Source organism: Kordiimonas pumila (genome assembly GCF_015240255.1).
Classification (GTDB): domain Bacteria; phylum Pseudomonadota; class Alphaproteobacteria; order Sphingomonadales; family Kordiimonadaceae; genus Kordiimonas; species Kordiimonas pumila.
The window spans coordinates 3,880,780-3,905,840 of sequence record NZ_CP061205.1; the positions used below are offsets into that span (position 1 = coordinate 3,880,780).

Annotated in this window: 25 protein-coding genes and 1 pseudogene; 7 read left to right on the plus strand and 19 right to left on the minus strand. The window is 54.2% G+C overall.

Features of this window, described 5'->3' with window-relative positions; all coding sequences use genetic code 11:
• Nucleotides 1–196: 196 nt before the first annotated feature.
• Complete coding sequence (locus ICL80_RS17290; RefSeq protein ID WP_194213970.1) at nt 197–406, minus strand: helix-turn-helix domain-containing protein; 210 nt, start codon at nt 404–406, stop codon at nt 197–199.
• Entirely contained in the window at nt 355–1,566 is a 1,212-nt protein-coding gene (locus ICL80_RS17295; RefSeq protein ID WP_194213971.1) for a type II toxin-antitoxin system HipA family toxin, read from the minus strand. Before ICL80_RS17295 ends, ICL80_RS17290 begins: the two co-directional genes overlap by 52 nt.
• A 279-nt stretch (nt 1,567–1,845) precedes the next feature.
• Between ICL80_RS17295 and ICL80_RS17300 the strand changes: the two genes are divergently transcribed.
• From ICL80_RS17300 to ICL80_RS17320, 5 genes are all read left to right on the plus strand, one after another.
• The gene (locus ICL80_RS17300) at nt 1,846–2,058 is read left to right on the plus strand and encodes an antitoxin MazE family protein (RefSeq protein WP_194213972.1); all 213 of its coding nucleotides are present in this window, start codon (nt 1,846–1,848) and stop codon (nt 2,056–2,058) included.
• Nucleotides 2,055–2,219, plus strand: a complete 165-nt coding sequence (locus ICL80_RS17305) for a type II toxin-antitoxin system PemK/MazF family toxin (protein ID WP_228073655.1) — start codon at nt 2,055–2,057, stop codon at nt 2,217–2,219. Before ICL80_RS17300 ends, ICL80_RS17305 begins: the two co-directional genes overlap by 4 nt.
• A 444-nt stretch (nt 2,220–2,663) precedes the next feature.
• The gene (locus tag ICL80_RS17310) at nt 2,664–3,281 is read left to right on the plus strand and encodes a type IV toxin-antitoxin system AbiEi family antitoxin domain-containing protein (RefSeq protein WP_194213973.1); all 618 of its coding nucleotides are present in this window, start codon (nt 2,664–2,666) and stop codon (nt 3,279–3,281) included.
• A complete protein-coding gene (locus ICL80_RS17315; protein ID WP_194213974.1) occupies nt 3,274–4,137 on the plus strand; it encodes a nucleotidyl transferase AbiEii/AbiGii toxin family protein in 864 nt (287 codons plus the stop codon). Before ICL80_RS17310 ends, ICL80_RS17315 begins: the two co-directional genes overlap by 8 nt.
• Nucleotides 4,138–4,240: 103 nt before the next feature.
• A complete protein-coding gene (locus tag ICL80_RS17320; protein ID WP_194213975.1) occupies nt 4,241–4,537 on the plus strand; it encodes a hypothetical protein in 297 nt (98 codons plus the stop codon).
• Nucleotides 4,538–4,541: 4 nt separating this feature from the next.
• On the opposite strand, the gene ICL80_RS17325 is transcribed toward ICL80_RS17320, so the two are convergent.
• The 17 genes from ICL80_RS17325 to ICL80_RS17405 all read right to left on the minus strand — a co-directional run bounded on the left by ICL80_RS17325 (nt 4,542) and on the right by ICL80_RS17405 (nt 23,890).
• Entirely contained in the window at nt 4,542–7,730 is a 3,189-nt protein-coding gene (locus ICL80_RS17325) for a conjugal transfer protein TraG N-terminal domain-containing protein (RefSeq protein WP_194213976.1), read from the minus strand.
• Entirely contained in the window at nt 7,730–9,139 is a 1,410-nt protein-coding gene (locus ICL80_RS17330) for a conjugal transfer protein TraH (protein ID WP_194213977.1), read from the minus strand. Before ICL80_RS17330 ends, ICL80_RS17325 begins: the two co-directional genes overlap by 1 nt.
• Nucleotides 9,136–10,017 (minus strand): conjugal transfer protein TraF, encoded by an 882-nt coding sequence (locus tag ICL80_RS17335; protein ID WP_194213978.1) that lies wholly within the window; start codon nt 10,015–10,017, stop codon nt 9,136–9,138. Before ICL80_RS17335 ends, ICL80_RS17330 begins: the two co-directional genes overlap by 4 nt.
• Entirely contained in the window at nt 10,014–10,526 is a 513-nt protein-coding gene (locus tag ICL80_RS17340; RefSeq protein ID WP_194213979.1) for a S26 family signal peptidase, read from the minus strand. The genes ICL80_RS17335 and ICL80_RS17340 overlap by 4 nt, the downstream gene beginning before the upstream one ends.
• Nucleotides 10,526–11,287, minus strand: coding sequence for a type-F conjugative transfer system pilin assembly protein TrbC (locus tag ICL80_RS17345; RefSeq protein ID WP_194213980.1), 762 nt, complete (start codon nt 11,285–11,287; stop codon nt 10,526–10,528). The genes ICL80_RS17340 and ICL80_RS17345 overlap by 1 nt, the downstream gene beginning before the upstream one ends.
• Entirely contained in the window at nt 11,280–11,942 is a 663-nt protein-coding gene (traN, locus tag ICL80_RS18305) for a conjugal transfer protein TraN (protein ID WP_380082915.1), read from the minus strand. Before traN ends, ICL80_RS17345 begins: the two co-directional genes overlap by 8 nt.
• 1,163 nt (nt 11,943–13,105) lie before the next feature.
• Entirely contained in the window at nt 13,106–15,094 is a 1,989-nt protein-coding gene (locus ICL80_RS17355) for a hypothetical protein (protein WP_194213982.1), read from the minus strand.
• Entirely contained in the window at nt 15,078–16,061 is a 984-nt protein-coding gene (locus ICL80_RS17360) for a TraU family protein (protein ID WP_194213983.1), read from the minus strand. The genes ICL80_RS17355 and ICL80_RS17360 overlap by 17 nt, the downstream gene beginning before the upstream one ends.
• Entirely contained in the window at nt 16,054–16,587 is a 534-nt protein-coding gene (locus tag ICL80_RS17365; protein ID WP_194213984.1) for a conjugal transfer protein TraW, read from the minus strand. Before ICL80_RS17365 ends, ICL80_RS17360 begins: the two co-directional genes overlap by 8 nt.
• Nucleotides 16,588–16,823: 236 nt before the next feature.
• Nucleotides 16,824–19,349, minus strand: a complete 2,526-nt coding sequence (locus ICL80_RS17370) for a TraC family protein (RefSeq protein ID WP_194213985.1) — start codon at nt 19,347–19,349, stop codon at nt 16,824–16,826.
• Nucleotides 19,350–19,353: 4 nt separating this feature from the next.
• On the minus strand, nt 19,354–19,887 hold the full coding sequence (locus ICL80_RS17375; RefSeq protein WP_194213986.1) for a TraV family lipoprotein: 534 nt from the start codon (nt 19,885–19,887) through the stop codon (nt 19,354–19,356).
• Nucleotides 19,871–21,106, minus strand: a complete 1,236-nt coding sequence (locus ICL80_RS17380) for a TraB/VirB10 family protein (RefSeq protein WP_194213987.1) — start codon at nt 21,104–21,106, stop codon at nt 19,871–19,873. The genes ICL80_RS17375 and ICL80_RS17380 overlap by 17 nt, the downstream gene beginning before the upstream one ends.
• Nucleotides 21,103–21,900, minus strand: a complete 798-nt coding sequence (locus ICL80_RS17385; RefSeq protein ID WP_194213988.1) for a TraK domain-containing protein — start codon at nt 21,898–21,900, stop codon at nt 21,103–21,105. Before ICL80_RS17385 ends, ICL80_RS17380 begins: the two co-directional genes overlap by 4 nt.
• A complete protein-coding gene (locus tag ICL80_RS17390; protein WP_194213989.1) occupies nt 21,881–22,507 on the minus strand; it encodes a TraE/TraK family type IV conjugative transfer system protein in 627 nt (208 codons plus the stop codon). Before ICL80_RS17390 ends, ICL80_RS17385 begins: the two co-directional genes overlap by 20 nt.
• Nucleotides 22,500–22,766: a type IV conjugative transfer system protein TraL gene (traL, locus tag ICL80_RS17395; protein ID WP_194213990.1), complete on the minus strand. Its 267-nt coding sequence runs from the start codon at nt 22,764–22,766 to the stop codon at nt 22,500–22,502. Before traL ends, ICL80_RS17390 begins: the two co-directional genes overlap by 8 nt.
• Nucleotides 22,767–22,796: 30 nt before the next feature.
• The gene (locus tag ICL80_RS17400; RefSeq protein WP_194213991.1) at nt 22,797–23,132 is read right to left on the minus strand and encodes a hypothetical protein; all 336 of its coding nucleotides are present in this window, start codon (nt 23,130–23,132) and stop codon (nt 22,797–22,799) included.
• Nucleotides 23,129–23,890, minus strand: a complete 762-nt coding sequence (locus tag ICL80_RS17405; protein ID WP_194213992.1) for a DsbC family protein — start codon at nt 23,888–23,890, stop codon at nt 23,129–23,131. Before ICL80_RS17405 ends, ICL80_RS17400 begins: the two co-directional genes overlap by 4 nt.
• 468 nt (nt 23,891–24,358) lie before the next feature.
• On the opposite strand from ICL80_RS17405, the gene ICL80_RS17410 reads away from it, so the two are divergent.
• Complete coding sequence (locus ICL80_RS17410; protein ID WP_194213993.1) at nt 24,359–24,607, plus strand: helix-turn-helix domain-containing protein; 249 nt, start codon at nt 24,359–24,361, stop codon at nt 24,605–24,607.
• Between the two features lie 243 nt (nt 24,608–24,850).
• A pseudogene (locus tag ICL80_RS17415) lies at nt 24,851–25,051 on the plus strand (transposase); the annotation flags it as partial.
• Nucleotides 25,052–25,061 lie beyond the last annotated feature (10 nt).

A 25,061-nucleotide genomic window follows, 5' to 3' on the forward strand; every position in this document is an offset into this window, starting at 1 on the left:
GAATTGCACATCATGAGCCCATTTTCAACCGAAACCTTCAGGAAGACCTCGATAAAACCATCGCACTAATAAGCTGGCGGTGCCGAACTTCTGCAGCGTGGGTTCAAATGGAGCAATCAGTTACCAACCTCCTTGCAGAAAAACCGATACCATAATTAAAAAAATACCCTAACCATCACATCTTCAGAATGCATATTTAGCGTTGAACAAGTAGCCCTAGGGCGCCCAGTACTTTAAAAGCACTAGCAAGCTGGATATCGTCCCGTTTTTGCTCAAAGCGCGAAATGGTAGGCTGGCTGATGCCAGTAATTGCAGCTAACCGCCGTTGAGAAATCTTCTGCTCTTTACGCCGCTTTATTGCTTCTTCAACAAGTAAGTGCCAATTGAGGCGAATATCCCGTTCCATCGCTTTTCCATCTGTTCATGCAGTTTATCTTTAATATGCTCTTCTATGTTCTTAGCTTTATCGATATTATCGTGTGCCCGGTCCATGCGCCCAGCAAAGTCTTCAACTGCAAACATAATGGCGCCTTCTGGCAAACCATAAAGCATTCCAAGCCGCACTATGTTCTTTGCACTAAGTTTGCCGATAGACATACCGTGCGCATTCTCCAAACCTAGAGCTATGGTTTGATATTCAGGATAGCAAGCTGCTGCTACCAGATCATACGAAGGAGTCAGACGCAGCCCCTGCGCTGTATGCATCATGGCAAAGTTTTTAAGATGAGCATCTGTATTGCCAGTCACTATGCATGCCATGATCCGGCGAAACAGTATATCGCACTCCGTTTTCAAGCAGATATCTGCATTCCTCAATATGAAGTTTGCCATGTCTTCGTAACAGCCGTCGTACTTATCTTCGGATTTTTGACCAAGCAGTTGATTGAACTCTTCAAAATGCAGGCGCGTTCCATCCTCACTGCGATCAAAGCGCTTTACAAGCAAGGCGGCCTCTACAACATCCTCTAAGGAAGCAATTGTCAGTTCTGCAACAGCATCTCCTTTCAATAAGGATGCACAAGCTTGCGTGGTTAAATACTCTAAGGCCACAATGTTTGGGTGTGTACCTGAAGGAAGCTTAGCAATATGGGTTGCTAGCTCTCCCTGCCGTGCCGCTCTGAACTTACGCCCTTCTTTAATCGCACCTAATTTTGGTTGAACCCCCGACAAGGATGCTCTTGCAGAAAGAGCAGCATAATTTTCCGGGTCATCTAAATCGATTTTTACATCATGCACAGGTTGAGGGTCCTCAACATGAACAGCTCCAGCCAGATCACTCCCAAACGCTAATAAAAGGGCAAACCGATCATTCTTGCGAAGACCAAGCGCTCTTGCTTGTACGTTCTTTAACCACCCTTCTGCGCAAAGATTGTCAAAAAACGGATGCAGACCATCTTCATGAAGGTGCGACGCTGAGCGTTTAGGTAGCGTGAACGAAATAGCAGGTAGTGTGCTGTTTAAATAAGCTTCATCATATTCAAAGGAACAGCGACCTCCAGCCTCTTGCGAAATTATGCCCGCAAAAGTATCTTGATAATACACCTTTCCCCATAAGTTGACGGCCATTTGATTAAACTCATTTAGTCAAAATTACATAAATATTATTATTGATAAAATTTATTTTGTCAAATTGAAATTATTATATTTTTGATAAAAAAAATTTAGTCAAATGGCTTTAAAGTACATAATTGATCAAATATTTTTAATCAATACAGTCAGCTTGCATGCATAGATATAAAGTAGTCACGTCCACCCATAGTTGGCCTTTAATATAACCTCCCTACCCAACCATCACGTCTTCAGAAAGCATTTTTCGCGTTACATGTAACAGGATGGAAAAAGCAAGTGGCAACAGGTGTCAATGAACGTGTACAGCGACACAGAGAAAATATGAGAGCTGCAGGTATGCGACAAATTCATATCTGGGTACCTGACACCATAAAGAAAAACTTTGCAATCGAATGTGCTCGGCAGTCCAGGTCTATTCGCGGTGATGCCGGGGACACAGATACCCAGAACTGGATTGAAAAAGCTGCTGATACTGAAGGGTGGGCATGAGGCGCGGTGATCTCGTTACAATTGCCCTGCAAGGTAACTACGGCATACCAAGATCAGCTCTTGTTGTTCAATCTGACCCGTTTGAGGAGCACCCCTCTTGTGTGATGCTCCCTATTACCACCGAGTTGAAGGATATACTACTGTTCAGACTTAGAGCCTAATGAGCGCAACGACTTAAAGACAACTTCACAGATAATGCCCGAAAGCTCAAGCATGCCCTCCATATAAATCCCGGGGGCAAGACATCATCCCTGCAAGGGTTGGGCGCTCAGAAATCCTTGCACCTGCCCATATCACCCTCCCCCACCTCAAGATACACCACCCTTATTGACGCCCTGCATCCTGCCTTACGAATGATCGCCGCCAGCCTTTACGATACGATCAAAGAGGCAAAACCACGGAGAAACCTGGCTGCGGACAGTATCCTCATGAAGGCTGACAAGGCTCCCGTTATCACAGCCCATAAAGCTCAGGACGACCACACGAAGCAGCACTCAGACATGAGGGAAAGATGATGCCAGGATTATGCTTGATTTTATCCAAGACCTAATGATACAATTCCTCGGACAATATTTAATTTTATCCTAGGTTTTGTAACAAACAACATGACAGAGCTTGAAACACAAAAGGACCATCTGATCTCCATTCTTCAGGATCAAACTGTTGTACGTGCAAGGGATCTCCGATCTGAGGGCATTGCAGCAAGCACTGTTGCTCGCGCGGTCAAAACCGGTGATATTATCAAAATCGACCGCGGGCTATACCAACTTCAAAATGGTCAAGTTCACGAGGAGCAAGCACTCGCAGAAGTCTCTAAACGTGTACCAAATGGCACGATATGTATGATGTCCGCGCTCGCATTTCACGGTGTAACCGACCAAATTCCTGCCAAAACCTGGGTTGCAATCGGGCCGAAAGACTGGGCACCGAAAATCACCTATCCGCCAATTCGCTTTGTTAGGTTTCAGAAGAAATATCTGCACTATGGTATAGAGTTTCATATGATTGGCGGCGTGAAGGTTCCGGTATACTCTATTTCCAAGACACTGGCCGACGCCTTTCGAAACCCTAAGCTACTGGACCGGTCTGTAGCTATAGAGGCAATGAAAAACGCTCTTGAAGCCAGAAAAGTCACCCCGTCAGGCATTGCAGAAGCAGCAAGTGTCTGCGGGGCCTGGAAAAAGATCAGGCCGTATCTGGAGGCGATCACATCCAATGGTTAAAGTCAGCCCAGTGTCCATCAAACAGCGCCTCCATAATCATGCCCGATCCAGTGGACGTGTCTACAATACTGTCCTCATCGCCTATGGCCTGCAAAGGCTTATATACCGCCTATCTGTATCAAAGCATGCAAATGATTATATCCTTAAGGGCGGCATGTTAGTAACACAGTGGACACTCGATAGTGTACGGCCAACAAAAGACCTGGACTTTTTGGGCTTCGGAGACAGTGACGCAGACCATCTGATAGATGTGTTCTCCGAAGTCATGGAACTAGATGGAGATGACGGCCTTAACTTTGACACGGCAACACTCGCCGCCACCCCTATAAGGGATACGCAAGATTATGGTGGCATCCGCCTCAAAACAACAGCCTATCTAGACAAAACAAAAATACCGATCACCATTGATGTCGGATTTGGGGATGCCATCGTGGACCCTGACTACCGTATTGACTATCCATCCCTATTAGATATGCCGCCTGCAACCTTGCGGGCTTATCCGCCAGAATCCGTCATTGCAGAGAAGTTTCATGCAGTGGTCGCGCTCGGCCTGATCAACAGCCGGATGAAAGACTATTATGATCTTTGGTCGATACCACAAGCTCTAGCCCTCAATGAGGACATGCTTGATAAGGCGATTGCAGAGACGTTCAAACGGCGCGGCCATGCTATACCGACAACATGCCCACCCGGGTTCTCGGACATGTTCGCTGAAGACGCCGAGAAAAAACGCCAATGGGCTGCCTACGCTGAATCGGTAAATCTTGAGAATGTCAGCCTGCAACGAGTCACAGAGGAAATTTGGGATTATTTAGCTCCCGCCTGTGCGAGAATCTGCAAACGTGAGGAAACCTAGGGACTTGATTGGGACACAGTACCGCGTGAGGTCCATAATACTACCTAACGGTGTTTGAAAGAGCGTCCCCTATTTGATAGAATAGACAATAAGGAGAACTTCAATGTCCAGCAATGACACATCGATCAATGAAGGTCTGGCCGAAATTGTAAAAGAAGAAGCCCAATTTAGCTTTGGGGTTAATAGATATTTCTTGGGCATTCTTGCTTTTGGCTTGTTCTTCGGCGGCCTATTTTTAGTCCTAACAGGCAATAATCAATCAACAATGGGGCAAGAGCTTAACTATACCTTGGGCCCAATTCTTATCGGGTTTGGTATTTTATGCTCACTTGGAGCATGGCGTGCCAATATCATTCATAAAAAGTTGAAAGATTTGACGCCTTCAGGCAGCAGGAAATAGCCTATCAATGCGCTCTAAAGCCTCTCGGATATGAAGGTTTGATAGTGCGATTAGCATCCTCCTCCTGAGCACTAGACTGTACATCTTCTGTGCTCATAGACTGCCTATCTTCATGCTCCTGGTCTTTCACCCAAGCCTTTATGTCTACCGCCTGCTCACGAAGATCGCTGATCCCTTTCAGGAAAGCTGATGACCTTTTGATATGGTCTCCATCAAACTCACTGTTCCCAAGGGTTTGATCATAAACATTTCGGGCTTGATCGTTCCAATAATCAAAACTGTTCACCAACTGTTTGCTGTCAACATCTGACCAAGCACGTGACCCCTTTGCTCCAGCCTCTCCCGTGATGCCAACACCAAAGACTCTAAAACCTCCGCTTCCCTTAATAGCGGCATAGGTTTCAGCAGTACCAGTGGAAGAATTCGATTCCAGATAGCTGACCTGTTTCCCTGCAATATTGGAGAGATAGCTGGAGGCCTGCTGGGCCACACTATCTCCGAACGAGCGGTCACTCCCTTCTCTGTCAGCCGTCAAATACGCACTGGCGAACTGGGCAGCGCCCTGCATGTTTCCGGCGTCATTGAGGTCTGCGAACCGGAACAGGGACATCCCTCCTTCTGTGCCCTGACGTGCATCCACCCGGTAACCATCCTGTATATGCGTGGTATTGTCGAGCGAGCCACTTTGACCGCTCCTCACATCAATGCGGCCAATCTCACCTGTATGAGGATCAAACGAGAGAGCCATACTGCTCCCTGGGCGCGCAACCTCCAACTGCCCCTCTGTCAGCTGAGGACCAAAAGCTTCCAGCGTTCGCGCATTGACGGCCAGTTCATAATTGCTGCCGCGCGCAAAGAGGATATCCTCAGCACTGATCCCATGGTCACCTGCGAAACTGGTAAGACGGTCAGCCCCGAGTACATGCTCGGCAGCATTTGTCCCCGCTGCCTGCCGGGACATGGCATTTAGGTCACTTCCCCTGTAAGCGGCCGCTTTCTCAAGCCCTTCCACCTCGCCGACCTGCCGCTCTCGCCGCACCTCCCCGGCTCTGCTGACACGTGTTAGATCATCTGCCTGTGCACGCTCAGCGAACAGGGTCTCACCGGCACCGTAGAGCGTGTTTAAAAACCCTTCAGCTTCAGCGATCTGAGCCGGGGTCATGTTTGCGTGTGTGGCAGCCAAACCGACCCCGCCCGCAGCCCCGATCCGCTGCCCTTCTTCCAGCGTTGCTGTGCTGAGGACCCGGCCCAAGTCCCCTTCTGCACCTGTGATCCGACCTGTCAGCAAGGCATGCTCGTATCCTGCCATCAGGCTTTTGGCGTCAGATAGTCCTATACCCGCTCCGCTCGCAAGATTGGCAGCCGCATTTTCATACGCACCCGCCTCCAGGATTGAACGCTCAGAAGCAGTCGCTGCTTGGTCTTGTGCCACGACAGCCATATCTTCCGGCGCGCCGTCAATGTTGCGCATAAAGCCTTCAACCTGCCCTGCAGCCCTGCCACCTTCAATCGACCCACTCTTTCGGTATATATCCTCCATACCAAATCCCATGGTATGACCACCGGACACGAACGCGCCGTGGCGAGAGAGTTCACCGACAAGTCTTCCTTCGGCCATTTCTGTCATACCTCTAAAGGCTCCTGTGCCTTCTGCACTCATCCCCCTTAAGCTTCCTACAGCCTCCGCGCGCGCCTGCGTGCCACTAGCCAGACGCTCGGGGTCAAGCCGGGCTTCCGCCGCGCCGCCGCCAACATCCTCACCGTGCCGCGCAAGCGTGGATGTCAGTTGCCCAAAGCTCGCACCAGATAATCTGAAGATTGTCACCACTATCGTGCTGGCGAGCGTGATAGAGATAAGGCGGCTGGCTCCGAACACGCCGAGGGCTTTGACAGTAGCGGGCGGCGTTAGCATGAAGGCGTCGAATGCCAGGTTACTGCGTTTCACCTCCTCAAAGGCATCAAGGGCGATCTCCTCAATTACCACCTGCAGGCCAATATCGATAATGCCCCACACTGCCACAAAGACAAAGAAGCCGATCGAAAGCGAGAAGGCCCGGTTGCGCCACGGTGTGAGGATAAACAAGGTGGTGACCACCAGCGTCGTCAGCGCCGCTGCCAGAAACCCCGCCCGGATAGCCGGGCCGTATTCCTGCGCAAAACTGAAGAGCCCCACCCCTTGAATGATAAAACGCCGATTGGTCTCCTGCGCGATCGCCCGCTCAGGGTTCAAGTCCGCCGCCGCATCCTGAATGGCCATAGCAATGGACGCGGACTGCAAATAGGTGAGCCGGTCACCGACCTGACCAAAAATATCCGGGATAATATCATCAAGGATCGTGTGACACTGCCCCAGTTGCCCAGCGTCCGCTGTATCAAACCCCACAGACCGGCAGAGACCTGCAACCACCGAAGTATAAGTGGCCGGATCATTCAGTGCACTCTGGATCAGACCGTAAGCATCGGTGCAACTGGTCATGGTTCCGACCGGATCCGCTTCTGTCCTATAGGGGACCGCGACAGCCGCAGACTGAGCGTTTCCGAGCGTCGACAAGAGATTGGTGGACGTTCTATTGAGGGCGTTGAGGGTAAAGCCGGATCCGGGAAGTGCGGCCGCCACCTGCCCGCATTCGATATAATAGGTCTTTATATTCTCCCAGAGATACGCATCATCAATCGGCCTCTCCGTCTTGAAGGTTGACCGGATAAGCTCGAACACGATCCCGCCCGCGGTGTTTTCATAAGGAGTGAGGCTCACCGTGTTCGCGATATCAACGGCCACCTCCTCAAGCGTGTTTGTTAGACCCGCCACCAGAATAATACCGTCCGGCACACCCGAGACCGGCTCATAAGCGTTGAGGGTTCTATCATAAATATGAATGGTGCCTTTCGGGACAATGAAGGCTGTATACAGCCCCACGCTCATCGCGAAGGTGAGCAGCCAGTTGCCAATTGTCCTGTCGTCTCGCCCGCCATGGCGGATTGATACAAAAGCAGAAACCACAAACCCAATGACCGCCGTAATATAGACGAGACCGCCATAGTCTCCGTTCGAGAAGAACAGCGCCACATAGCGAAACGCGGCACTGAGGGCATGTATGCCGCCGTAGGTGATATAATCCTGCTCTACTGCATGCGCAGGCGATAAAGCCAAGATGAGCCATAGTAGGGCTATCAGCAAGCGGCGCTCAAGCATCAGCGTTCAGACTGCGACAGGATATAGCGGCTTGACGCCGTATCTCTGTCTTCCGTGAAGAGCGCCGCCTGCGCCGAAATAGAATGCTGCTCGCCGACCGTCACCCGGTACGCCTGAAACGACGCCTTGCGCGCTTCAACAAGATCATGGCGTAAGCGCTCCAGCTTGGCGCGAGCAGGCTCATAGATCGCCAGGTTACAGGGACTGCTTCCCGTCACAGATCCATCGACGCCCGGAGAGCCTGCGTCCGTGAGCGCCTTGCTCACAAGAAAATCCACGTTGGTGAGCAGGTCGTCAAATATTCTGAAGGCAAGCGAGGAAGCAATCGGATACTCATAGGCGTCGATAGCCTCATTGAGCGTACCGCGTACAACCCCGTTTCTGATAATCTCCCAGACGGGCTGGGCTGACTGGTTGATAAAGTCGATCTCATCTGCTGTCAGCGCCGTCTTTGACCTGATCTTCGCTCCAATCGCTTGCATACGCGCGCGGACCATATCAATCACCGATACGCTGGTCGCCAACTGGCAGGCGCCGCCACTTGCCGCGCGCCCTTGCACATCCCCCGTCAGAAAATCATACGAAGAAAACCTGTCTACCGCCGGGCACCGCTCAATCTCCCGTATGGTCGGCGCGTTCGCACTCGATGGCCAACTGATGATCACATCCCCGATATAGGCTCTAACGATCTCATCCATAGCCCCCATACCGACCCGGTCTGCTGCGTGACTGATCACCGAACCATCCGCGAACAGGGCTTTCACTGGAGCCGGGCAGCTCTCAACCTCGCCTCGCAGGTCAACTGGTGGTTTGTTATCATTGTCCCGGATTGCTTGCTGCGCCCCATGATAATGTTTTTCGACCGCGTCCGCGAGACTTCTGCTGCCTGTCGCCTCTTCAAGGACATTCGAGTAAAAATCAGGATTATCGCCTGTGATAACCCGCGCCACCTGATTGGCCATACGGCAGTCATTGACCTGGATAGAGTTCAGAAACGAGGAGGTCGCCTCTAGCTTGCTCATCACATCCTCGCAGGTTTCACAGTGGGCCTTGAGCGCCATACTGAAAGCGAGCGCCGGGGCGGCCTGAAGGATATTCTCAAATTTCTCGACAAGATATTCCGGATCCAGAAAACTGATACCGCCCGCAAAGAGATCAATGCCGCCGCACCCGGCCTTAATCCGGGGCGGGGTCACGCTAAAGAGATTATCATTTGCGAGCCGAAACCGCCCCGAGAATTGCCCGCCGTGTAAATATCCCCGGCGTTGCCCCTCAAAGGAAGACGGCCCCGACGAGGTGGTGGCATCAAACCAGGCCTCCGTCCAGTCCTGCCCCCATGCGGATTGCAGCCCGGGCATAAGAAAGAGGATAAAAACTAAAGATAATAGCTTGTTCCTCAAGGGCGTCATTCATTCCTCCTCTCACCTGGAATTGGATCACCAGCAGAAAGCCTCAGAGACTTGCCGGGATCAAAAAAGCCACCATCATCGCTTTCAGAGTTTAAAAACTGCCCGGGATGGGTTTCGCCAGCGATCAGGCGGATGGCCCGGTAGATATTATCGCTCAGGACCGGCAGGCTCTCGACCCCGACCGCAACCGGGAACCAGGTATCGCTGCCTTTCTGGATCAAAATGGTGGTGGGGGTCGCCTCAACGGCAAACCGGGCCGCTCGTTCAGGGTAAGCCGCAACATCCAGTCGTCTGATGACCCAGCCCACCTTATCCTTGAAGGCCTGCACCGTCGCCCACTGCACATCGCAGTAACCACAGCCTTCGCTGCTGAACATAATAAGGGCATAGTCCCGGTTACTCTCAACGAGCCTTCTGTCCCGCTCCCCTTTTCTCGCTCTGCTTTTCGCAGTCCGGCCCGCATTGGTGACCGGATAGTCTGTGCGGGCATTCAAGGACGGGTTCTCAAGGAGCGCGATTGAGGTGAGCGCTGTGAAGGTGCGGGACCGCCGACGCACAAAATCCATCAGGGTATAATAGGCTGCCACCTCGGTCACTTCCTCGCTTGCAATCGCATAGGCGAGCTGCGCCTCCATAATCTCCCCGACCGCCTCAGGTGTCATCTGCTTCAAGACTTTAAGAGGCGGAATATCTGGTTTGACCGCCCTATCCGGGTGGATGGGTTCAGGACGCGGCGGCTCCTCATACCAGTTCCAGCCGCGTTTACTCTTCTTCTCCCCGTCCAGAGGCTCTGCCGCATAGATCCTTGAGAGCGCGGTAGAGACGACCGCAACGGAGGCCAGAAACACCAGAAAGTTACAGAAACGGAGACAGCTCATAGCACCCGCTCCAGAGGAACCGCGCTTGCGAGCGGGATAAAACCAAAATAGCGGCTATCGAAGCCGTCTGGATGTGCGGTCCCGGCAAAAAACTGCCCGTCCGGCACAGGCCCCAAGGTCCAGGTAAAGGCCTCTAACTGTTCACCCGACTTTGCTTTCGCTTTGGCGCGCGCGATCAGCTTCCCGTTGCAGTAAAACTCGCTACCGATCCGCTCCAGCCGATCCCCCGGCAGACAGAGGACGCGTTTGATCATATGGCGGACACCCGCCGGCAAGGCTGGATGCCTATAAGGGAAGAGAACGACGGTGCGGCGGTCAACCGGCTTCTCTGGAACTAGCTTGTAAAGCGTCCCCGCCACTGACGGCGTCAGATTCACCGCGTAGGCCTGCACGACACGGAAGGCAACAGATGCGCAGAGGAGCATCAGGATCAGATAGACGAGCGAGCGTTTCCACGCACCCATAGTCACAGATACAAATTGTATGAGGGTTCTTCTATACAGTCTCATCAGGGCGTCTCCTCTTTCTGGTATAAGGCTCGCAGAAGCGCATCGGCGCGCGGGTCGCCAAGCCGCGATAAGGTTTCCAGATGACCGCTTAGGTGCGCGTCCCCGAGCGAGATAAAAGGCCCAGAGATATCAGCGGACTCCGCACCAGCCCGCTCGCAGTAAGCCGAGAAGGGATCATCCTCAGTGACCGTGACGGCCGGGACTGACGTGATCTGGTTACTCCTGAAAAGAAGCGGGTCGATCAGAACGCCGACGTTCCAGACCTTGCAGTCCGCCTCAGAGCATGTCTCATCCTGAAGGATGATGCGCTTCGTTAATGAAACCATGGGCGTAAAACGGGTAAGGCCGCCCTGCGCCCCCCGAAACACCATCACGCCGCCCACTTTATCAAGTTGTTCAGCGTAGCGGCGGAGGATATGCAGGGGGATGGAAGACGAGACGAATACGAGTGCTCGAAATGAACTATGCTGGGTCTCCAGTGGGTTCAAAATATGATCCGTCTCGTCTTCCCCCACACCCAGAGCAGATCGAACCCGTCCGGACATCATCCGCATAAGCTCAATCCTGCCCTCACTGCGCACTGTCTTCGCAGCCTCTCGGGCTCTGGATGCAATTTCACTATTCTTGAAAGCGGTCGCCGTTTGCGCCGCCAGCTCTTGCGCCCTCTCTTTAAGAAGGTCTCTCTCTTGCGCCTGATCGTCAGCAAACACCGAACAGCAGGATACGGTGAGGAGGAGCGCCGCTATAGGATATCTAATCATCCGGTGTCTCCCCGAGATTGATATAGGCCTCGAGCCCCTCCTCAAACGCGCCTTTAAGCTGGCCTTCTGTCAGCACTGCAAGCTCGCCGTAATATTCACTGAGGTCGATATCCGCGAAGTTGAGCGCCTGAAACTGCTCTGGCGTAAACCCTTCGCAGCGTGGTTCTTTGGGCGTTCCCCAGCCAGAAAACCCTTTAAGCTGCGCGCGGCCCTGTTCGTGAATGATGCGGCCAAGCTTACTGTTGAAGCAGCAGTGGCTCTTCACCTTCTGGATGCAGCCGATAAAGGGGAGCTTGGCGCTGCAATAGGTGCCGACATAGTGACAGAGGCCTGACCCCGCGAGCATCCCCGTCTCCATATCCTGCTGATCACAGCCAAGCCCCAAAAGTTCAGAAAACAGATAAGCGGCTCCGACGGCAAGGAAGGCTGGACCAGCGGCGGACGCCATAGCGGCTGTGCCAGCACTTGCTGCACTGGCGGCACTGGCCCCAGAAGAGAAAGCCGCGAAGGCTGCGGACGCCCCTTCAAAAATAACTGAAGCGGTGCCTGCAAGCACAGCCGCCGGAAGCGCGCCGCCTGTGTCGCTGATAATCTTGCCCCGGTTTTTGCAGCAGTCCTTAAAGAGGGTTAAAAGCCCGGCCTTCTGGCAGTCCATCCCGCGCCCGGTGAAGACCTGCACCTCGTCGAGGCAAGCACCTGACGCGTCCCTCTGACCATCATTTCCATAGGCGGCACGCGGGTTCTGTGTATCCTCAATCGGGAAACTGTTTGTATCAACGCAGAAGGTATCCGAGCAGCGGCTCACGCCGTCGCTCCCGACACGGCAGTCCTCCACCCCTTCAAGGGGGCATTCGTCAGGCAAAGGCTCGTCGCGGCATTCACCCGGCAGTGTCACCGTCGTGCACTCGCCTGGCACCGTCTGGCTCGTACAGGTTCCCGGGATCACGATATCCCGGCAGTCCCCGGGAACAGCTTCATTGGTGCAAGCCCCCGGTATGGTTTCTGTGTGGCAGGCACCAGGCACTGTTTCTGTGCGGCAGGTCCCCGCCTCTCGTACCGTCCGGCACGCGCCGGGTACGGTTTCAGTGCGACACTGACCCGGCACCACTTCGGTCCGGCAAATATCCGGCTGGGGCACGCTCGTGCACACCCCCGGCACCCAGACGTTCCTGCAATTGACCTCGCTTGTCTGACTGGAGCAGGCCGCAAACTCCAGGCACTCTCTGCCGCGCCTCGTGCATCCTGGTATCCGGCGCGAGCACACCCTCCCAGCCGCCGTACATTCTGAACCGTCAAAGGGGCAGATAAAAATGGTTCTCGTGTCGCACTGGCGTTCATAGCTCCCTGGTGCGCACACTTCTTTTGGTGGCTGGGCCTCGCAGATACGCCGCGTCGTCGAAGGGTCACAGACGCGCCTTGTGGTATCAGGATCGCAGACCCTCACATCCCGGTCGGGATCACAGACCTCTCTCTCCGTATCCGGTTCACACACCTGCCGCGTGGTGTCCGGCTCGCATATACGGTTGATAATGTCGGGATCGCACTGACGGGTTGTTGTATCCGGCTCACAGGTCTCGATCACCTCATCCGGGGCGCAGCTTGTAACCTCGCTATCCGCTTCGCAGACCTGATGCACGCGGTTCACAAGACACTCAGAAGCTGTCAGGGGGCAGACACCCTTATCACAGATGGCAATCTCGCCTTCGCCGTCATAGTCTCCGTCACTATTGAGGTCTATCCCGCAGTAAGAGCCGCCCTGGAGTTCCACGATGCTCTCAGCGCCCGCGAGGCTGTTCCAGACTAGAATAAAACAGAGACCTAGAGCGGCTGTTTGGTACCGGTTGTACATATCAAATCCTGACCTGCGAGCCGCATGGACTGCATGAGGGCCAGTGCCTGTGGAAACTCATTCAAGCATCCACATTCACTGACTATGGTTTCGCCAGGACCGGCAGGACAAAGACCCGCCGCACAGTGATGATAGGTAAAGTGACCCGCTTCAGGGTCTGTGAGCAGATCACCGACCACCCCGGACGATGACACCTCACTATCGGTTACAGACACACGTGTTTTACATATCTGCTGACACTCAGACACACCGTAGTCGCTATCAAAGGCATACCCCCTCGTGAGCGCTACTTTTGACCCGTCCTCCCCCAGTTGGATATCCGCAACCTGATCAACCGTCGAACCGCTGTAGATATGGGAAGCGCGGGTAAAATCAAACGTGAGACCTCCCTCGTCTCCAATTTCACATTCATAGGTCCGCTCCCGCACAAACCATGGTTTGGTGAATGAGCGAGAACACTCGGCGCCGTACAGGGTCCGCGTCTCAGGAAGCGGTGTGAGGCCAGTCCGTCCCCTGTTTTTAAAAGTGTCGACGCCGTCAACCGTCTCCTCCAGAAACGCGCAGGCATCGTTTTCACTGTACGGTGCACATGTATTTTGTATGTCTTCCAGAAGATCGCAGCCAGACCTATAGCGGACCCGCCCCCTCAGTAACGCGCTGCCCTTACTTTTAACCGCTACCACCATCTTGATCTGATTGAGCCCTTCCTTGAGATGCCCCGTGATATCTTTCATGATAGAGACGCTGTGTTGATCATTGATCTGGCAGTCCCCAGGCCTGTTGACCCCGTCAAAGCCGCCCGTAGAGAAGACAAGCTCCCCGTTCACGCTCACCGCAATCTGGTCTTCGTAGAGGGCATCCAGAAGTGTTGCCTCCCTGATCCGGTCAAGATGACCAACCGCCCAGGTCACCTCCCGCGTGAAATAGTGGCACCCGCCTGAGACCCGGATATTATCATCTTCGCCGTCCCCGAGACGGAAGGTGAAACAGTCAGTTTCTCCGGCGCAGCTATCCTCAGCGTAGGGGGCCGCGGCGCTACTCCCTATAATATCCGGGCGCAGTATCTCTCTCAGGGTCACCTGCCGCTCAATCCTGCACATGTTTCTCTGGAAGCCATCAACTCCTTCTGAGGGAATATTCTCTAATAGGCTGAAGACAGGGTCGCTCGCGGCCGCCGCAAAGGCATCACTTGAAATCTCCGCCGGATTATCCGCGTAAGCGTGCCCAGGCCTACTCACAGGCTCCGCGCAGGCGGCCATATCCTGCCCCGCGAGCCGGATCATAAAATCTTCCTTTTCGACGCTGCTGACCGCATAGCGAGGATCACGCTGCATCAAGGCACCCGCCACACCGCCCGCCAGATCGTCGAGGATGCTGCTCCTGTTCGTAAAGCCGAGCCCGTTTCCGCAAGACGCATTGAGGCAGTAACAGCCCGCAAGCGCGGAAAGGCTCGTGTCGGTGAGCGTCACTAAGCCTGCAGATGAACTGCTCCAGGCATAAGAGCGACAGCCATTAAAGGTACCAAGCTCACAGCTGATAATACCATTAGCGCAGACGCCAGACACAGGAACGGGAACGCTGTAGCTCGCATCATAGGTCCCGTCAAAGTCGGTATCCTGCTTTAGTCTCACTGGTGACAGGTCACCTCCTGACCCGAGCGCAAAAAATACTTCGAGATAGTAGGAAGACCCTGGGCAGGATATCTGCTGGTTAAAGCGCTGACGGCCATCAAGGGTCGTAAAAGCTGTACCAGAGAGAAGCGGCGACGACAGATTCTGAGACACCGCATCAGCCCCTGCAAACCGGTCCCGGATGGCCGCATAAGTATCCGCCGCCTGATCTTTTAGGGTCGACTGCTCGTCCCCGTCCTTTGCCCACAGAGAGGAAGACCCGAGAAGACAGAGGCTGACTAGCGTGCCATACAAGCGATATAGTCGATGATCAGAATGCGGTGACACAGCAATATTCCTTCTCAAACACTTGCCAGGCATAATTATCATGGTGCGGGGGATGCATCCGGCTCGTCCACAAGAGCCCCGTGCGGCCAATATTGACGCAGCTACTTTGCTTCACAGGCTTCATCATCTGGAGTTTATAGAGGGACTTCTGCCAGATGGGCGCAAGCCGTTCGCCGCAGCCACTCCGCAAGCTATTTCTAAGGAGCCCGAGCCGCCCCATCATAAAGATCTGCTTGGCCGCAATCGCCGCATTGGCTTCCACGATATCACCACTCGAAGACCGCCCCCCGAGTGGATAGGTGGATCCCCAGCCGCCCATGCACCAGAAAAGCGTATCAAGGGTTCCGCCCGTATGGCTCAAGCCCGCATCCGCGACACAGGCGAGCAAAGCCGCCGGGTTCCCAAACAGCACGGCTTCAGGGTTGATGATGGCGCCGAGTATCTCATTCTGGTAGGTGGGCAACACTTCAGACATCATCGCCACATCAAACCCGCTCGTATCAAGGCACGGGATGTCTGTAAACAGACCCAGCATGGCCCAAACGGGGGCGATATAATAATGCATCTGAGCAAAGGTGGTGGCCTGCCGGTGCGTGTTACGGCTGCCACCATGAAGCTGGCCCGTCCCCGGCAGAATGTCCACACCGAGGGGCATCATGCAGCCGGGGTTTTCAACGGTATCAATCCAGCGGTTCGGGGCCCAGAAGTTGATACGAATACCCGGTGTCGGAATTCCGAAGCTCCCCGGGCAAAAACAGATGGGCGACTTGGGGTTATCCGCATCGAGCGGTGTCTTGCTACCGATAGAGATCCCCGCAATCTGAATCGGAAAGATGCACGGCCAGTGAACCTTGGTGAGCGGATTGATGAAACCCTGGTCACAAGGGGATGCCTGCACGCGCATGCTGGCAAAGAAGGTAACCAGCGACAGTCCAACAAGGAAGCAAAGACACGACCGCCTACCCATCGTGCCTCTCCTTAGCATCCTCAGTCTCTTCTGCCCGCGCAGCGGCCTCCGGCGTGACCTCTTCGATGAACAGGGTCTTACCCTCCTGCCGGATAATGCTCGGCACATACTGAAGCTCGAAGCGCGTGCGGATCTGCTCCTCAAGCTTGAAGATCGCCGTCTTGCGCTGCCGTGACTCCGCAAGCGGGTTACCGCCGCTCAAGAGCACCATGTCGCCCTCAGTCCTCTCCTCAAGCGCCCAATCAAGAAGAGGCGCATCAACCACAAACAGGCGGCTCGGGAGGGTCAGATACTCAAGGGGATTAAACCGGTACCCTTTCGGATAAAGAACCTTCCCCTCCGCATCTGCTATCTCAAAGGAAAGTGTGAAGAAGGGGATGAACGTGCGGGTGCGAGCGACCTCAGCGCGCGGAAGTTCAGGAGAAGCAAGCGCGGACCAGTCTTCCTCGTCCCCAAACACGCCAGGGTCAAACGGCGTGGCCGCAACCGCCGCCTCAATCTCCTCAAGCGCATCCCGCTCGATCACCGGATATAGCCTTCCAATGATTTCGGTTTGCTTTGTGTCAGTGTCAGCAGCTGCACCGATCGGGATACTCCCCACACTGGCACTTAAAAGAATGGGGACTGCCAAACGGCCTGCCACGGTCCTGGCACAAGAGCAGCAGGCCATAAGCCAGTCCCCAAACCCGAACAGACCGCCTTCTGGGAGGGGGGTGGGCCACGGCCGGTTCGGTAACCTCGTCGCTATATCATGTGAGATGTTCATTCTGCGGCCCTCGCTTTTGGCCCCTCTAGCCGCCGCGCGAGGACGGCGCGGTCCTTCCCTTTCACGAGCGTATCGATCGCTTCCGCCGGGCTCTGGCCGATTGCAATCAGCTTCGAATAGCGGGCCACATCCTCGGCGGCACTCGTATTCATCCAGTAAGAGTGCGGATCCACGACAATCCGCGCCACCCCGGCACCGAAGGCCGAACTGATAAACACTTCAGAATAGTTGGGTTTATTGTTGGTCACCGACTTCAGGAGATCGAGCGCGAACCCGTCATACTCGATGACTTTCTCTGCGGTAGCCTTCCCGTAGGTCTCACCCTGTAATAAAAACTTGGTGGCGGCATTATCCCAAATGACCCCGCCCACATCGCCGAAGGTTTTAAGGTCCATCACCGACTGCACCACCACGCCGAACGATCCGCCATACTTTCGGGCGCGGCGGTAACCCGCCTCAATCACCGACTTGAAGTTGCTGGCCCGTCCCCCCGCCAGATTATCCTTCAGAAAAGCGGCCGCTTCCTCAAAAAGGATAAAGCTCGGGATAGAGCGGTCGCCGAGATAGAGATCCTGCGTCACCGCATTCATAATCTGCAGAACGATGACGCTGAAGAGCTGCGGAAACTGCCGGAGGCGTTCAAGCTCCAGAACCACATAGTCATCCCGTGAGATATCGAAGGTGCTTCTGCCATTAAAATAGCGGCCATACTCTCCCTCGCTGCAAAAAGCCTGCAGGTTGAAGGCAAGGGCCTTTGCCTTCTCTGCGAGAAACTCGAGAGACCCAGTGTCACCGCTCTCAATATGGTTCGGAAAGACCGAGAGATACTCGCGTGCGGCATCAACACCGTCCTGAGCCCGGCCACTTTCCACCACCCAGCGGCTCGCGAGCCTGATCAGATTGAGAGAATCCTCGTCAAGGTCTCGCCCCGATCCACTGGAGCACATAAGCGCCAGACACTCAGACGCGGTCTGGATCCCGAGTTGCCGCTCTTCCCTGTCCGCCCCCTTAAAATCAAACGGGTTGATACAGAGCGAAGCGTCCGCCCCCACATCAAGAAACCGTCCTCCCATCAGCGAGCAACTCTTCTGATACGAATAGCCGATATCGATGATGCGGATCTTCGAGCCTTGCGCATAATATTCATTGGTCAGATTATTGAGGAAGAAGGACTTCCCGGCCCCGGATTCCGCCGCCACAATAAAGTTCTGATTATTGAGGTTCGGATGGAAGAGGTCATAGGTGATCATCTGCCCCTTGCGGCCAAAGAGCATGATGGCCGGTTGGCCCGCGCCCCGGTAATCCGCCTGGATCGGCACTAAAAGCGCCAGAGAATTTATCGGCGCCATAAAATCCCTATCAAGAAGGGTCAGGTTCTTGCCCTCATCATAGAAACCGAACGGCAGGCTCATCAGAAACAGTGGCAAGGTCAGATAGCTCTCATCCTGCACGGCGAACCCCAGGTCTTCCCACATGCCTTTCGCCCGGCTGACGCTCTCGCGCACCTCGCCTTCAGAATATCCAAACACCCACATCACCGGCACATATCTGAGGATCTTCTCGCCAGACTCGAGCGCGTCCGTGAGCCACTGAAACTCCTCAGTGCGTTTTTCTGTATCACGGGAGAATTTGGCACCGCCCTTCTGCGCCCCCACCACCTGGGCCTTGCGGTAAATCTCTGAGCGCGTGCTCCTGAAAAACACCGTGAGGGAAAACAGAAATGGTGACGGTATCTGACGGCTATCATCGGTAATCCCCATGATACCCCCAAACAGCCGGTTGATCTTCTCAGCCGTAATTTTTGAAGGGGTCGCAAGCGGCGTGAAACAGCGGCCATACTGCTTCCCAACCCGGGCCACACTGCCCTTAAAGGCATAGTCCGCGCCGCCTGAGAGTATCTGTTTCCTTATCGGCTTCCCGCTATCAACGGTCCCGTTCCGGCGCTCCCGCATATCGCTAAAGAGCCGCCGCAGCATGGCGACGAGCCCGGAAGGTCCACCAGCAGGTAAAGGGACGCAGCCAAACTTGCTGAGAGATTCCCGGATACCCGCAATCACATCGCGGTCAATGGGCGCCTTATCCTTGAGCGCCACGAAGAAACGGAAGTTACGGAGCGGAATACCTCGCATCTGTTTGACGCTGCTCTGGTTCTCTTTCCAGTAGCGGACACTTGCCGCAAGGTTATCCTTCACGACCTGGCTGTCCCGGAGTTTGATGCTTTGGTAGTGATCAAAATAATCCCCCACATAAGGGTCGGCATAGAGGATAAACTGCATGATCGCTGACTTCGGTAAATCCATACCGAGCAACCGCCTGATGGCTGTGAGCGCCTGCTCGCCCGCAAAAGCGACCGGTTGCACCTCCCAGAGGTAGCCGGTGGTCCCATCGGTCAGATGGTAAAGACCCTCCCCCTCATCATAGGATTTATAGAGGAGATAATCCGAGAGGCGGTCCCGCGACAACATCTGCCGGTACCCGGAGCGGGTTCCGCCGCCCTCATCGCCGTATAGCCACGTGAACATCAGATCACTCCCTCTTCTTCTTATTGGAGGAGGCTGACGAAGGGTCGCCCTCAGACGGCAAGCGCACCAGATCCTCCATCATGGGTGAGCTGCGATAGGGATGGACCGTCCCCTCAAGGACAAAGCGGGCTTCTTCCACCACCGAGAAAATATAGCGCGGCATATAGAGACGCTGGTCCCCGTCCCGTCTGTCCGTATGCGGCAGGATCAGGGTGCGTACAGTTTTCGCGGGCGCCACCATGGGGGTAACGGGACTCTCGATTAGCGCCTGCAATTCTTTGTAGACAGCCCCCTTATAGCCTTCATAAGAGCCACCCTGTCCGCTTATGTCACCTGCCTTCTCGCCGCTTTCACGTGGGGCAGCTGTATCCTCCATATTCTGAAGGGCATTCTGGTATGCGGTGCCCGGATGCTCGCAGCCCCCATGATCGCTGTTTTTGCAGCTGAAGCTGCTGTCATAGGAGGAGAAGGTGGATGAACAAGCGCCAAGAAAACAAACAAGGCCTGTCAGAGTGAGATATTTAGCCCTGCTCCACATCGCCGACCTCCCTGATGTTCAGCGTGACACCTTCCTGGATGACGAGCACAAACCGCTTGCCGGTTCCGACTTCGATCACCGGGGTAATGGTCTTCGCGAGATCAAGATAATAGTCCTTGAGACTACCTGCAGCGCCGCTCACACCGCTTCCGAGCCCTGCGACCGCAGCTTCCTTCGTACTGAAAACCTGGGTGGTTCCGAGCGGCGATACGCTCTGCGTCCCCGCCCCAGTCTCAACAACAGACCCGAAGCCCTCAAGGACACCCGCCGCAAAGGCCCGGCCAACAACGGCACCGTCCCGGGTCACCACATTGCCCGATAGGCCCTTCTTGCCGTCCGTATCAACAAAATAGCCCTTGATCGCTTCGTCAATGACTGTGCGTTCATTATAGTCGATACAGCTGAGAGAGACGGCGCGCACTTCCACACGTTCTTTCGCCAGCACCCCCATGGCGTTACCAACCACAAAGCAGCCCTGCAGGTTGGCGCGCACATGGTTCGGTAGCACCGCTGGCGCCTGTACCCGTGCTAGCACCGGCTCCGGGTTAGACTGCGCCTCACCGCCCACCATGGAATCAACACCGGTCAAGAGAACAGCGTCCATAAAACCAACGGGCAAATAGATCGACTTGAGCGTTTTTTTTTGAGGTTCCGAGACGGGCACGGGTGCGATGCCCGCAATACCACCCCTGATGTGCCGAACCGCTGGTTCAAGCTCAGCGCCACGCACTGGTCCCGCCTGCATCTGGCTCCGGGTTAGGTCGGAGGCTAGCTCTGGCCTTTTCTCACTATGGATAACCGGCGGCGGATAGGCGGCACGCGCTTCCATGCTTGCGAGTTCATTCTTTGGCGCGAGGTCCGAGAGCGTTACCCCTTCTGCCTGACGGTCCGAAACAGCCTTCAGCGCTTGCCGCACGCTGACCATATCCTCGCCGATCTCTTTGAGGGTCGCTCCGAGCTCCGCGATGACAGTCGCTTGTGCCCGCTGTTCTGCGCGCACGCCCTCCCCGAGAGAATCTTCAAGAAGGCGGCTATCAAGCGTGATGCTGCTCGCCGTATCCGGCACTCCGTCCTCACGCTTGTCACGACTGTCCCCCACATTTACAAGGACATAGAGAAGACAGCCGACACTGAGGACCGTAGAGCCCGTGACCAGTAAGCGTTTCTGCCTGCTTGTGAGCGCCTCAAACCGCGCGCGACCTCTATCAAACACGCTCATGGGTATGCCCTCCCGTCTTCTCGCCGGTAGACAATGATCAGCCGCCCTACCTCGCCGGCCTTAAGCCTTTGTCGTTCTAAGGTGATGGCAAAGATGGACGCGCCAAAACGTGTGTGCATAAACATGGCTTCTTGGAGCGCAACATCAGCGCGTGCCCTCAGAAGAAATTCCCGCGCGCTATAAGCCGTCCCCTCGACCGTAACTGTCCGACGCACCCGCACATCCACCTTTGGCTCCTGCAAGGGCGTATAGGGGTCAAACTGGTCTCTGACAGAAAAGGTCTGGGGTATATCGTCCCGGAGCATGCCGAGAGAGATGGCGACAGCGCGTTCTTCCTCCGGGAGCGGACTGAAGAGCGCCATATTGACAGCAGCCTTGTCCCCGCTTCCCGGCACCAGAAATACAGTCTGGGCCACCACATCCTGCGGGCTTACCAGAAGCGTATAGGTGACGCCGCCGCAGAAGATATAAAACTCGCTCCTAGCCGTCACATAGGATACCTCACCGCCAAACTCTTCATACTGAAACTTGATAAAAGCTTCTGTGCCAGCGTTTGAAACGAGGGCTCCCTTCTCTTCGCTATAGTGATAGCCACCGATCTTGCCCCCAAGGCAGACAATCCGGTTCACATCCCTGTTAGAGAGCACAAGCTCCGCCGCTGTGTCAGGCAGAACGGTATGATGGGCACCCATGAGAGGCTTGGTCATCTCTGCCGCCGCCGGGATAGACAGATAAACAGCAAGCGGCGCAAACCCGGTAAGCTGAGCCATAATTCTAGTTTTCTGTCTGGACATTCTTTCCCTCCCCGATACGGCTGTAGCCGATGCCGGTCAGCCAGAAACGGCCCTCCTCGACCAGATAGTCCATCTCCACAAACCCGGTGTCCTCAGTGCGGCTGCGACCAATGAACCTCAGGCGCTTCACAGGCACGCGGATGCGTCGCTCGCCAATCTCAAAGGGCGCTTCATAGCGAATGTGGGTCGCAAAGGTGATCTCCCGAAAGTCAGAGAGCTGACCGACAAGCAAACGAAACTCTTCCCGGACCGCGCTGTAGCGAGACGGATGTACGAGCTTCAGCACCTCATCGAGCTGGAACTCAAGACTGCTCGACGTATAGGTGCCCGTGAGCTGAACAATGTTGCGGGCGATCGCGATCAGATAGGTCTCACTCGGGGTATCACCGACCAGATAAAGCCCTTCGAGCGACTGACCAAACGGCACCAGGATTGTCTTTTCCCTGTCAGAGAACATGATAAGCGTTCCCGCCACCGCGAGCGTCCCGACAAACGACAGGACCGCGACAAAGCGCAAAAGGCGGTTTTCTGCCCAGATGTTCGATCCCTCATCGGTAAAATACCTGAGGAACGGCTTATGTTTCTGAGGGGACGCTATCTCACTCATGGAAGGTCTCCGTAAACTGCGGCGGATAGCCTTTAAAGCCTCCAAACCCGGCCCGGTAAAACAGATGCCCGATATAGCCCCGTGGTTTGGAGCGCTTATAGGGGATGAAGACAAACAGGCCGGCAATCAGATACAGAAAAGAAGAGCCCTGAAGGAGGAGCGACAGCACATAGCAGAGCGCCACCAGAACGAATTCCTGATCATCAAGACCAATAATTCGCATCGGACGGTGGGGATATTGTGGCAGTCTGACTTCCATGGGACTTTCCTCTAGCCTGATAGCTGCTGATCAGATGGTGAAGCCAACACCGGTGACGATGGAATCCCCTGCGACCATGGCAGTGGTACCGGCGAGGCCGCCAAGCCCCATGTACCAGTTGCGCTGGGCAAAGCCGTAAAGGCCAAAAATGATCGCGACCGTCGCGACCCCGAAACCAATCGGCCCCTGGATGCCCTGCTCCACAACGATGTCATAAAACTCATAGCCAAGATCCCCGGACGCAGGTGCCGTAAAGGCAAATGCCTTCGACCCAATTGCGGCCACAAGGAGACCGGCAATCGCCGTAATCCGTCTGTCCTCATAGCGGCCTGGCTTGGTAATTTTTACTGGTTGGTTGGTCATCATCTGTCTCCCTGTTCGGATGTGGTCTCTAGGAATATTTCAAGCCGTGCCTGGTCAAAACCACGCACATACTCGCCGTCTATGGTGAGCGTCGGGGTTCCCCTGATACCAGCAGCCTTTGCAATTCTCATATGCTCTTCGAGGCGGGTTCGCCCCTCATCACAGCTCAAAAGCGTTTGGGGTTTACGGCGCTCGTAAATCTCTGAAAAACTCTCTTCTGGGTTTTCTGAACAAAGGATATGCTCAGCCAAGCCTTGCGCGCTCTTCGAATGCCCCACCGCGAAAATGATGCGGCGGCGGACCGGGCGGGCACCACCTTCCACTTTCTCCTCAAGAAAGGCATGCAGACGCTGGCAGTAACCACACTCAGGGTTTGAATATTCGGTGATCAGCGGTGCACCAATTGGACCAAACTCCAAAGCACTTGCAAAGTCGATGCTCGCCATGCGCTTCTCGGTGGCAGCTGTCAGGGCTGCGTCCGTCAGGTTGTTTCCGTCCGCATCCCACATCTCGCCGAAGAAAAGGACATTTGCAGCGGGTGCATAATAGATCATCTGCTCACCGGTATCGATCTGATACATTCCCTCAACGGGTGACGCCTCAAAGGACTGGAATGCGAAGTTCGAGAACGTCTGCTTGAGGTTTACTTCAGCTTCAGTCTTCGCCCTCTCCATGGCTTCCAAATCAAGATCAGGACCAGAGCCAGCCAGCACGGATGTGCTCATCATCATGGCCGTAACTATATTCTTCATACGTCTCATACATATCCTCCAGAATGCTCCAAAACGGAGCCTTAACAGCCGCTAAAAAGCCGTGTGTTTCTGAAGGACAGGATCATGACTTTAAGCAAAAACAGGAAGAAAAAGCTGTTGTCAGCATGGTTAACCACCCCTGGCCAACTATCGCTTTTTGGCCTTAACCACCTGAATTTAAGGCGCTTTATATAGGGGTGACTTGTGTGGGATATTTATGCTGAACTATCATCAGTAAAACCATTGCGGGATAATTCGGTTGTAGCTGACAATGGCAAGAGGCCCAGCCTATACGCCTGAAATTTAAGCAGATTTACGAGTTTGAGGCTTAAGAGACTCGAATGATGCCCTCAAAGCCCAATAGGCATATATTGAATTTAGCCAGATTAGGCCCAATAATAGCTAAGCCGTTCAAACAATACGGGGCATCGGCGGATCAAAAGTCTGTATATTTTTGCTTTACTCATAGGGGGCAAAATGACGTCACTTGGGAAAGTTATAGCCGAACTTAGAGAAGAAAAAGGCTATCAATCGAAATATGTTGCCCTCACTGCTGGCATTAGCTGTGACCGATACAGTCGTATTGAGACAGGATCGGTGTTTCCGAGTGATGAAGAGCTTGTTGCTATTGCAGATGCTCTGGAAATAGATGTGAATGCGGTTGTTCGTAACTGGGAAACATACCTGTTATCAAAAGGCTCAAGTCGGTTGACCAAAATGATATAATCAGAAAATCTCAAAAAACAAACTAAACGTATATCACCCTCATTCCTTAAAATCCTCTCTTATGCAATCCCCAACGTTGATCTTATAGGACATGACAGGGAACAAAGTGGTAGTGTATACAATACTCTTGATAGTCTATTAGCAGTAAACATTGCATACGCGTGGTGTGCTCCCTTCAAATTGGACCAAAAATAATTAGAGTTTTTTGCTATACTTTTTCAGGGCTGAGAAAGGAGCAAGAAGATGAAAGCGTCACGATTTACGGATGCTCAGAAGGCATTTATTGTCAAGCAGGGTGAGGAAGGCACGCCCGTTGCTGAGATTTGTCGTCAGGCAGGTATTAGCCAAGCCACATACTTTAACTGGAAGAAGAAATACGCCGGGTTAATGCCCAGTGAGATGAAACGTCTTCGAGAGCTCGAGGAAGAGAATAATCGACTGAAGTGTAGGAATG

Excerpts from the sequence above, each read along its gene's own strand:
- ICL80_RS17390 (WP_194213989.1), bottom strand. The coding sequence starts at position 22,507 with ATGAGTGAGATAGCGTCCCCTCAGAAACATAAGCCGTTCCTCAGGTAT.
- ICL80_RS17400 (WP_194213991.1), bottom strand. The coding sequence starts at position 23,132 with ATGATGACCAACCAACCAGTAAAAATTACCAAGCCAGGCCGCTATGAG.
- ICL80_RS17310 (WP_194213973.1), top strand. The coding sequence starts at position 2,664 with ATGACAGAGCTTGAAACACAAAAGGACCATCTGATCTCCATTCTTCAG.
- ICL80_RS17405 (WP_194213992.1), bottom strand. The coding sequence starts at position 23,890 with ATGAGACGTATGAAGAATATAGTTACGGCCATGATGATGAGCACATCC.
- ICL80_RS17340 (WP_194213979.1), bottom strand. The coding sequence starts at position 10,526 with ATGAGACTGTATAGAAGAACCCTCATACAATTTGTATCTGTGACTATG.
- ICL80_RS17315 (WP_194213974.1), top strand. The coding sequence starts at position 3,274 with ATGGTTAAAGTCAGCCCAGTGTCCATCAAACAGCGCCTCCATAATCAT.
- ICL80_RS17360 (WP_194213983.1), bottom strand. The coding sequence starts at position 16,061 with ATGGGTAGGCGGTCGTGTCTTTGCTTCCTTGTTGGACTGTCGCTGGTT.
- ICL80_RS17380 (WP_194213987.1), bottom strand. The coding sequence starts at position 21,106 with ATGAGCGTGTTTGATAGAGGTCGCGCGCGGTTTGAGGCGCTCACAAGC.
- ICL80_RS17410 (WP_194213993.1), top strand. The coding sequence starts at position 24,359 with ATGACGTCACTTGGGAAAGTTATAGCCGAACTTAGAGAAGAAAAAGGC.
- ICL80_RS17320 (WP_194213975.1), top strand. The coding sequence starts at position 4,241 with ATGTCCAGCAATGACACATCGATCAATGAAGGTCTGGCCGAAATTGTA.
- ICL80_RS17375 (WP_194213986.1), bottom strand. The coding sequence starts at position 19,887 with ATGTGGAGCAGGGCTAAATATCTCACTCTGACAGGCCTTGTTTGTTTT.
- ICL80_RS17345 (WP_194213980.1), bottom strand. The coding sequence starts at position 11,287 with ATGATTAGATATCCTATAGCGGCGCTCCTCCTCACCGTATCCTGCTGT.
- ICL80_RS17335 (WP_194213978.1), bottom strand. The coding sequence starts at position 10,017 with ATGAGCTGTCTCCGTTTCTGTAACTTTCTGGTGTTTCTGGCCTCCGTT.
- ICL80_RS17295 (WP_194213971.1), bottom strand. The coding sequence starts at position 1,566 with ATGGCCGTCAACTTATGGGGAAAGGTGTATTATCAAGATACTTTTGCG.
- ICL80_RS17305 (WP_228073655.1), top strand. The coding sequence starts at position 2,055 with ATGAGGCGCGGTGATCTCGTTACAATTGCCCTGCAAGGTAACTACGGC.
- ICL80_RS17385 (WP_194213988.1), bottom strand. The coding sequence starts at position 21,900 with ATGTCCAGACAGAAAACTAGAATTATGGCTCAGCTTACCGGGTTTGCG.
- traL (WP_194213990.1), bottom strand. The coding sequence starts at position 22,766 with ATGGAAGTCAGACTGCCACAATATCCCCACCGTCCGATGCGAATTATT.
- ICL80_RS17370 (WP_194213985.1), bottom strand. The coding sequence starts at position 19,349 with ATGTTCACGTGGCTATACGGCGATGAGGGCGGCGGAACCCGCTCCGGG.
- ICL80_RS17325 (WP_194213976.1), bottom strand. The coding sequence starts at position 7,730 with ATGCTTGAGCGCCGCTTGCTGATAGCCCTACTATGGCTCATCTTGGCT.
- traN (WP_380082915.1), bottom strand. The coding sequence starts at position 11,942 with ATGGACTGCCAGAAGGCCGGGCTTTTAACCCTCTTTAAGGACTGCTGC.
- ICL80_RS17330 (WP_194213977.1), bottom strand. The coding sequence starts at position 9,139 with ATGACGCCCTTGAGGAACAAGCTATTATCTTTAGTTTTTATCCTCTTT.
- ICL80_RS17290 (WP_194213970.1), bottom strand. The coding sequence starts at position 406 with ATGGAACGGGATATTCGCCTCAATTGGCACTTACTTGTTGAAGAAGCA.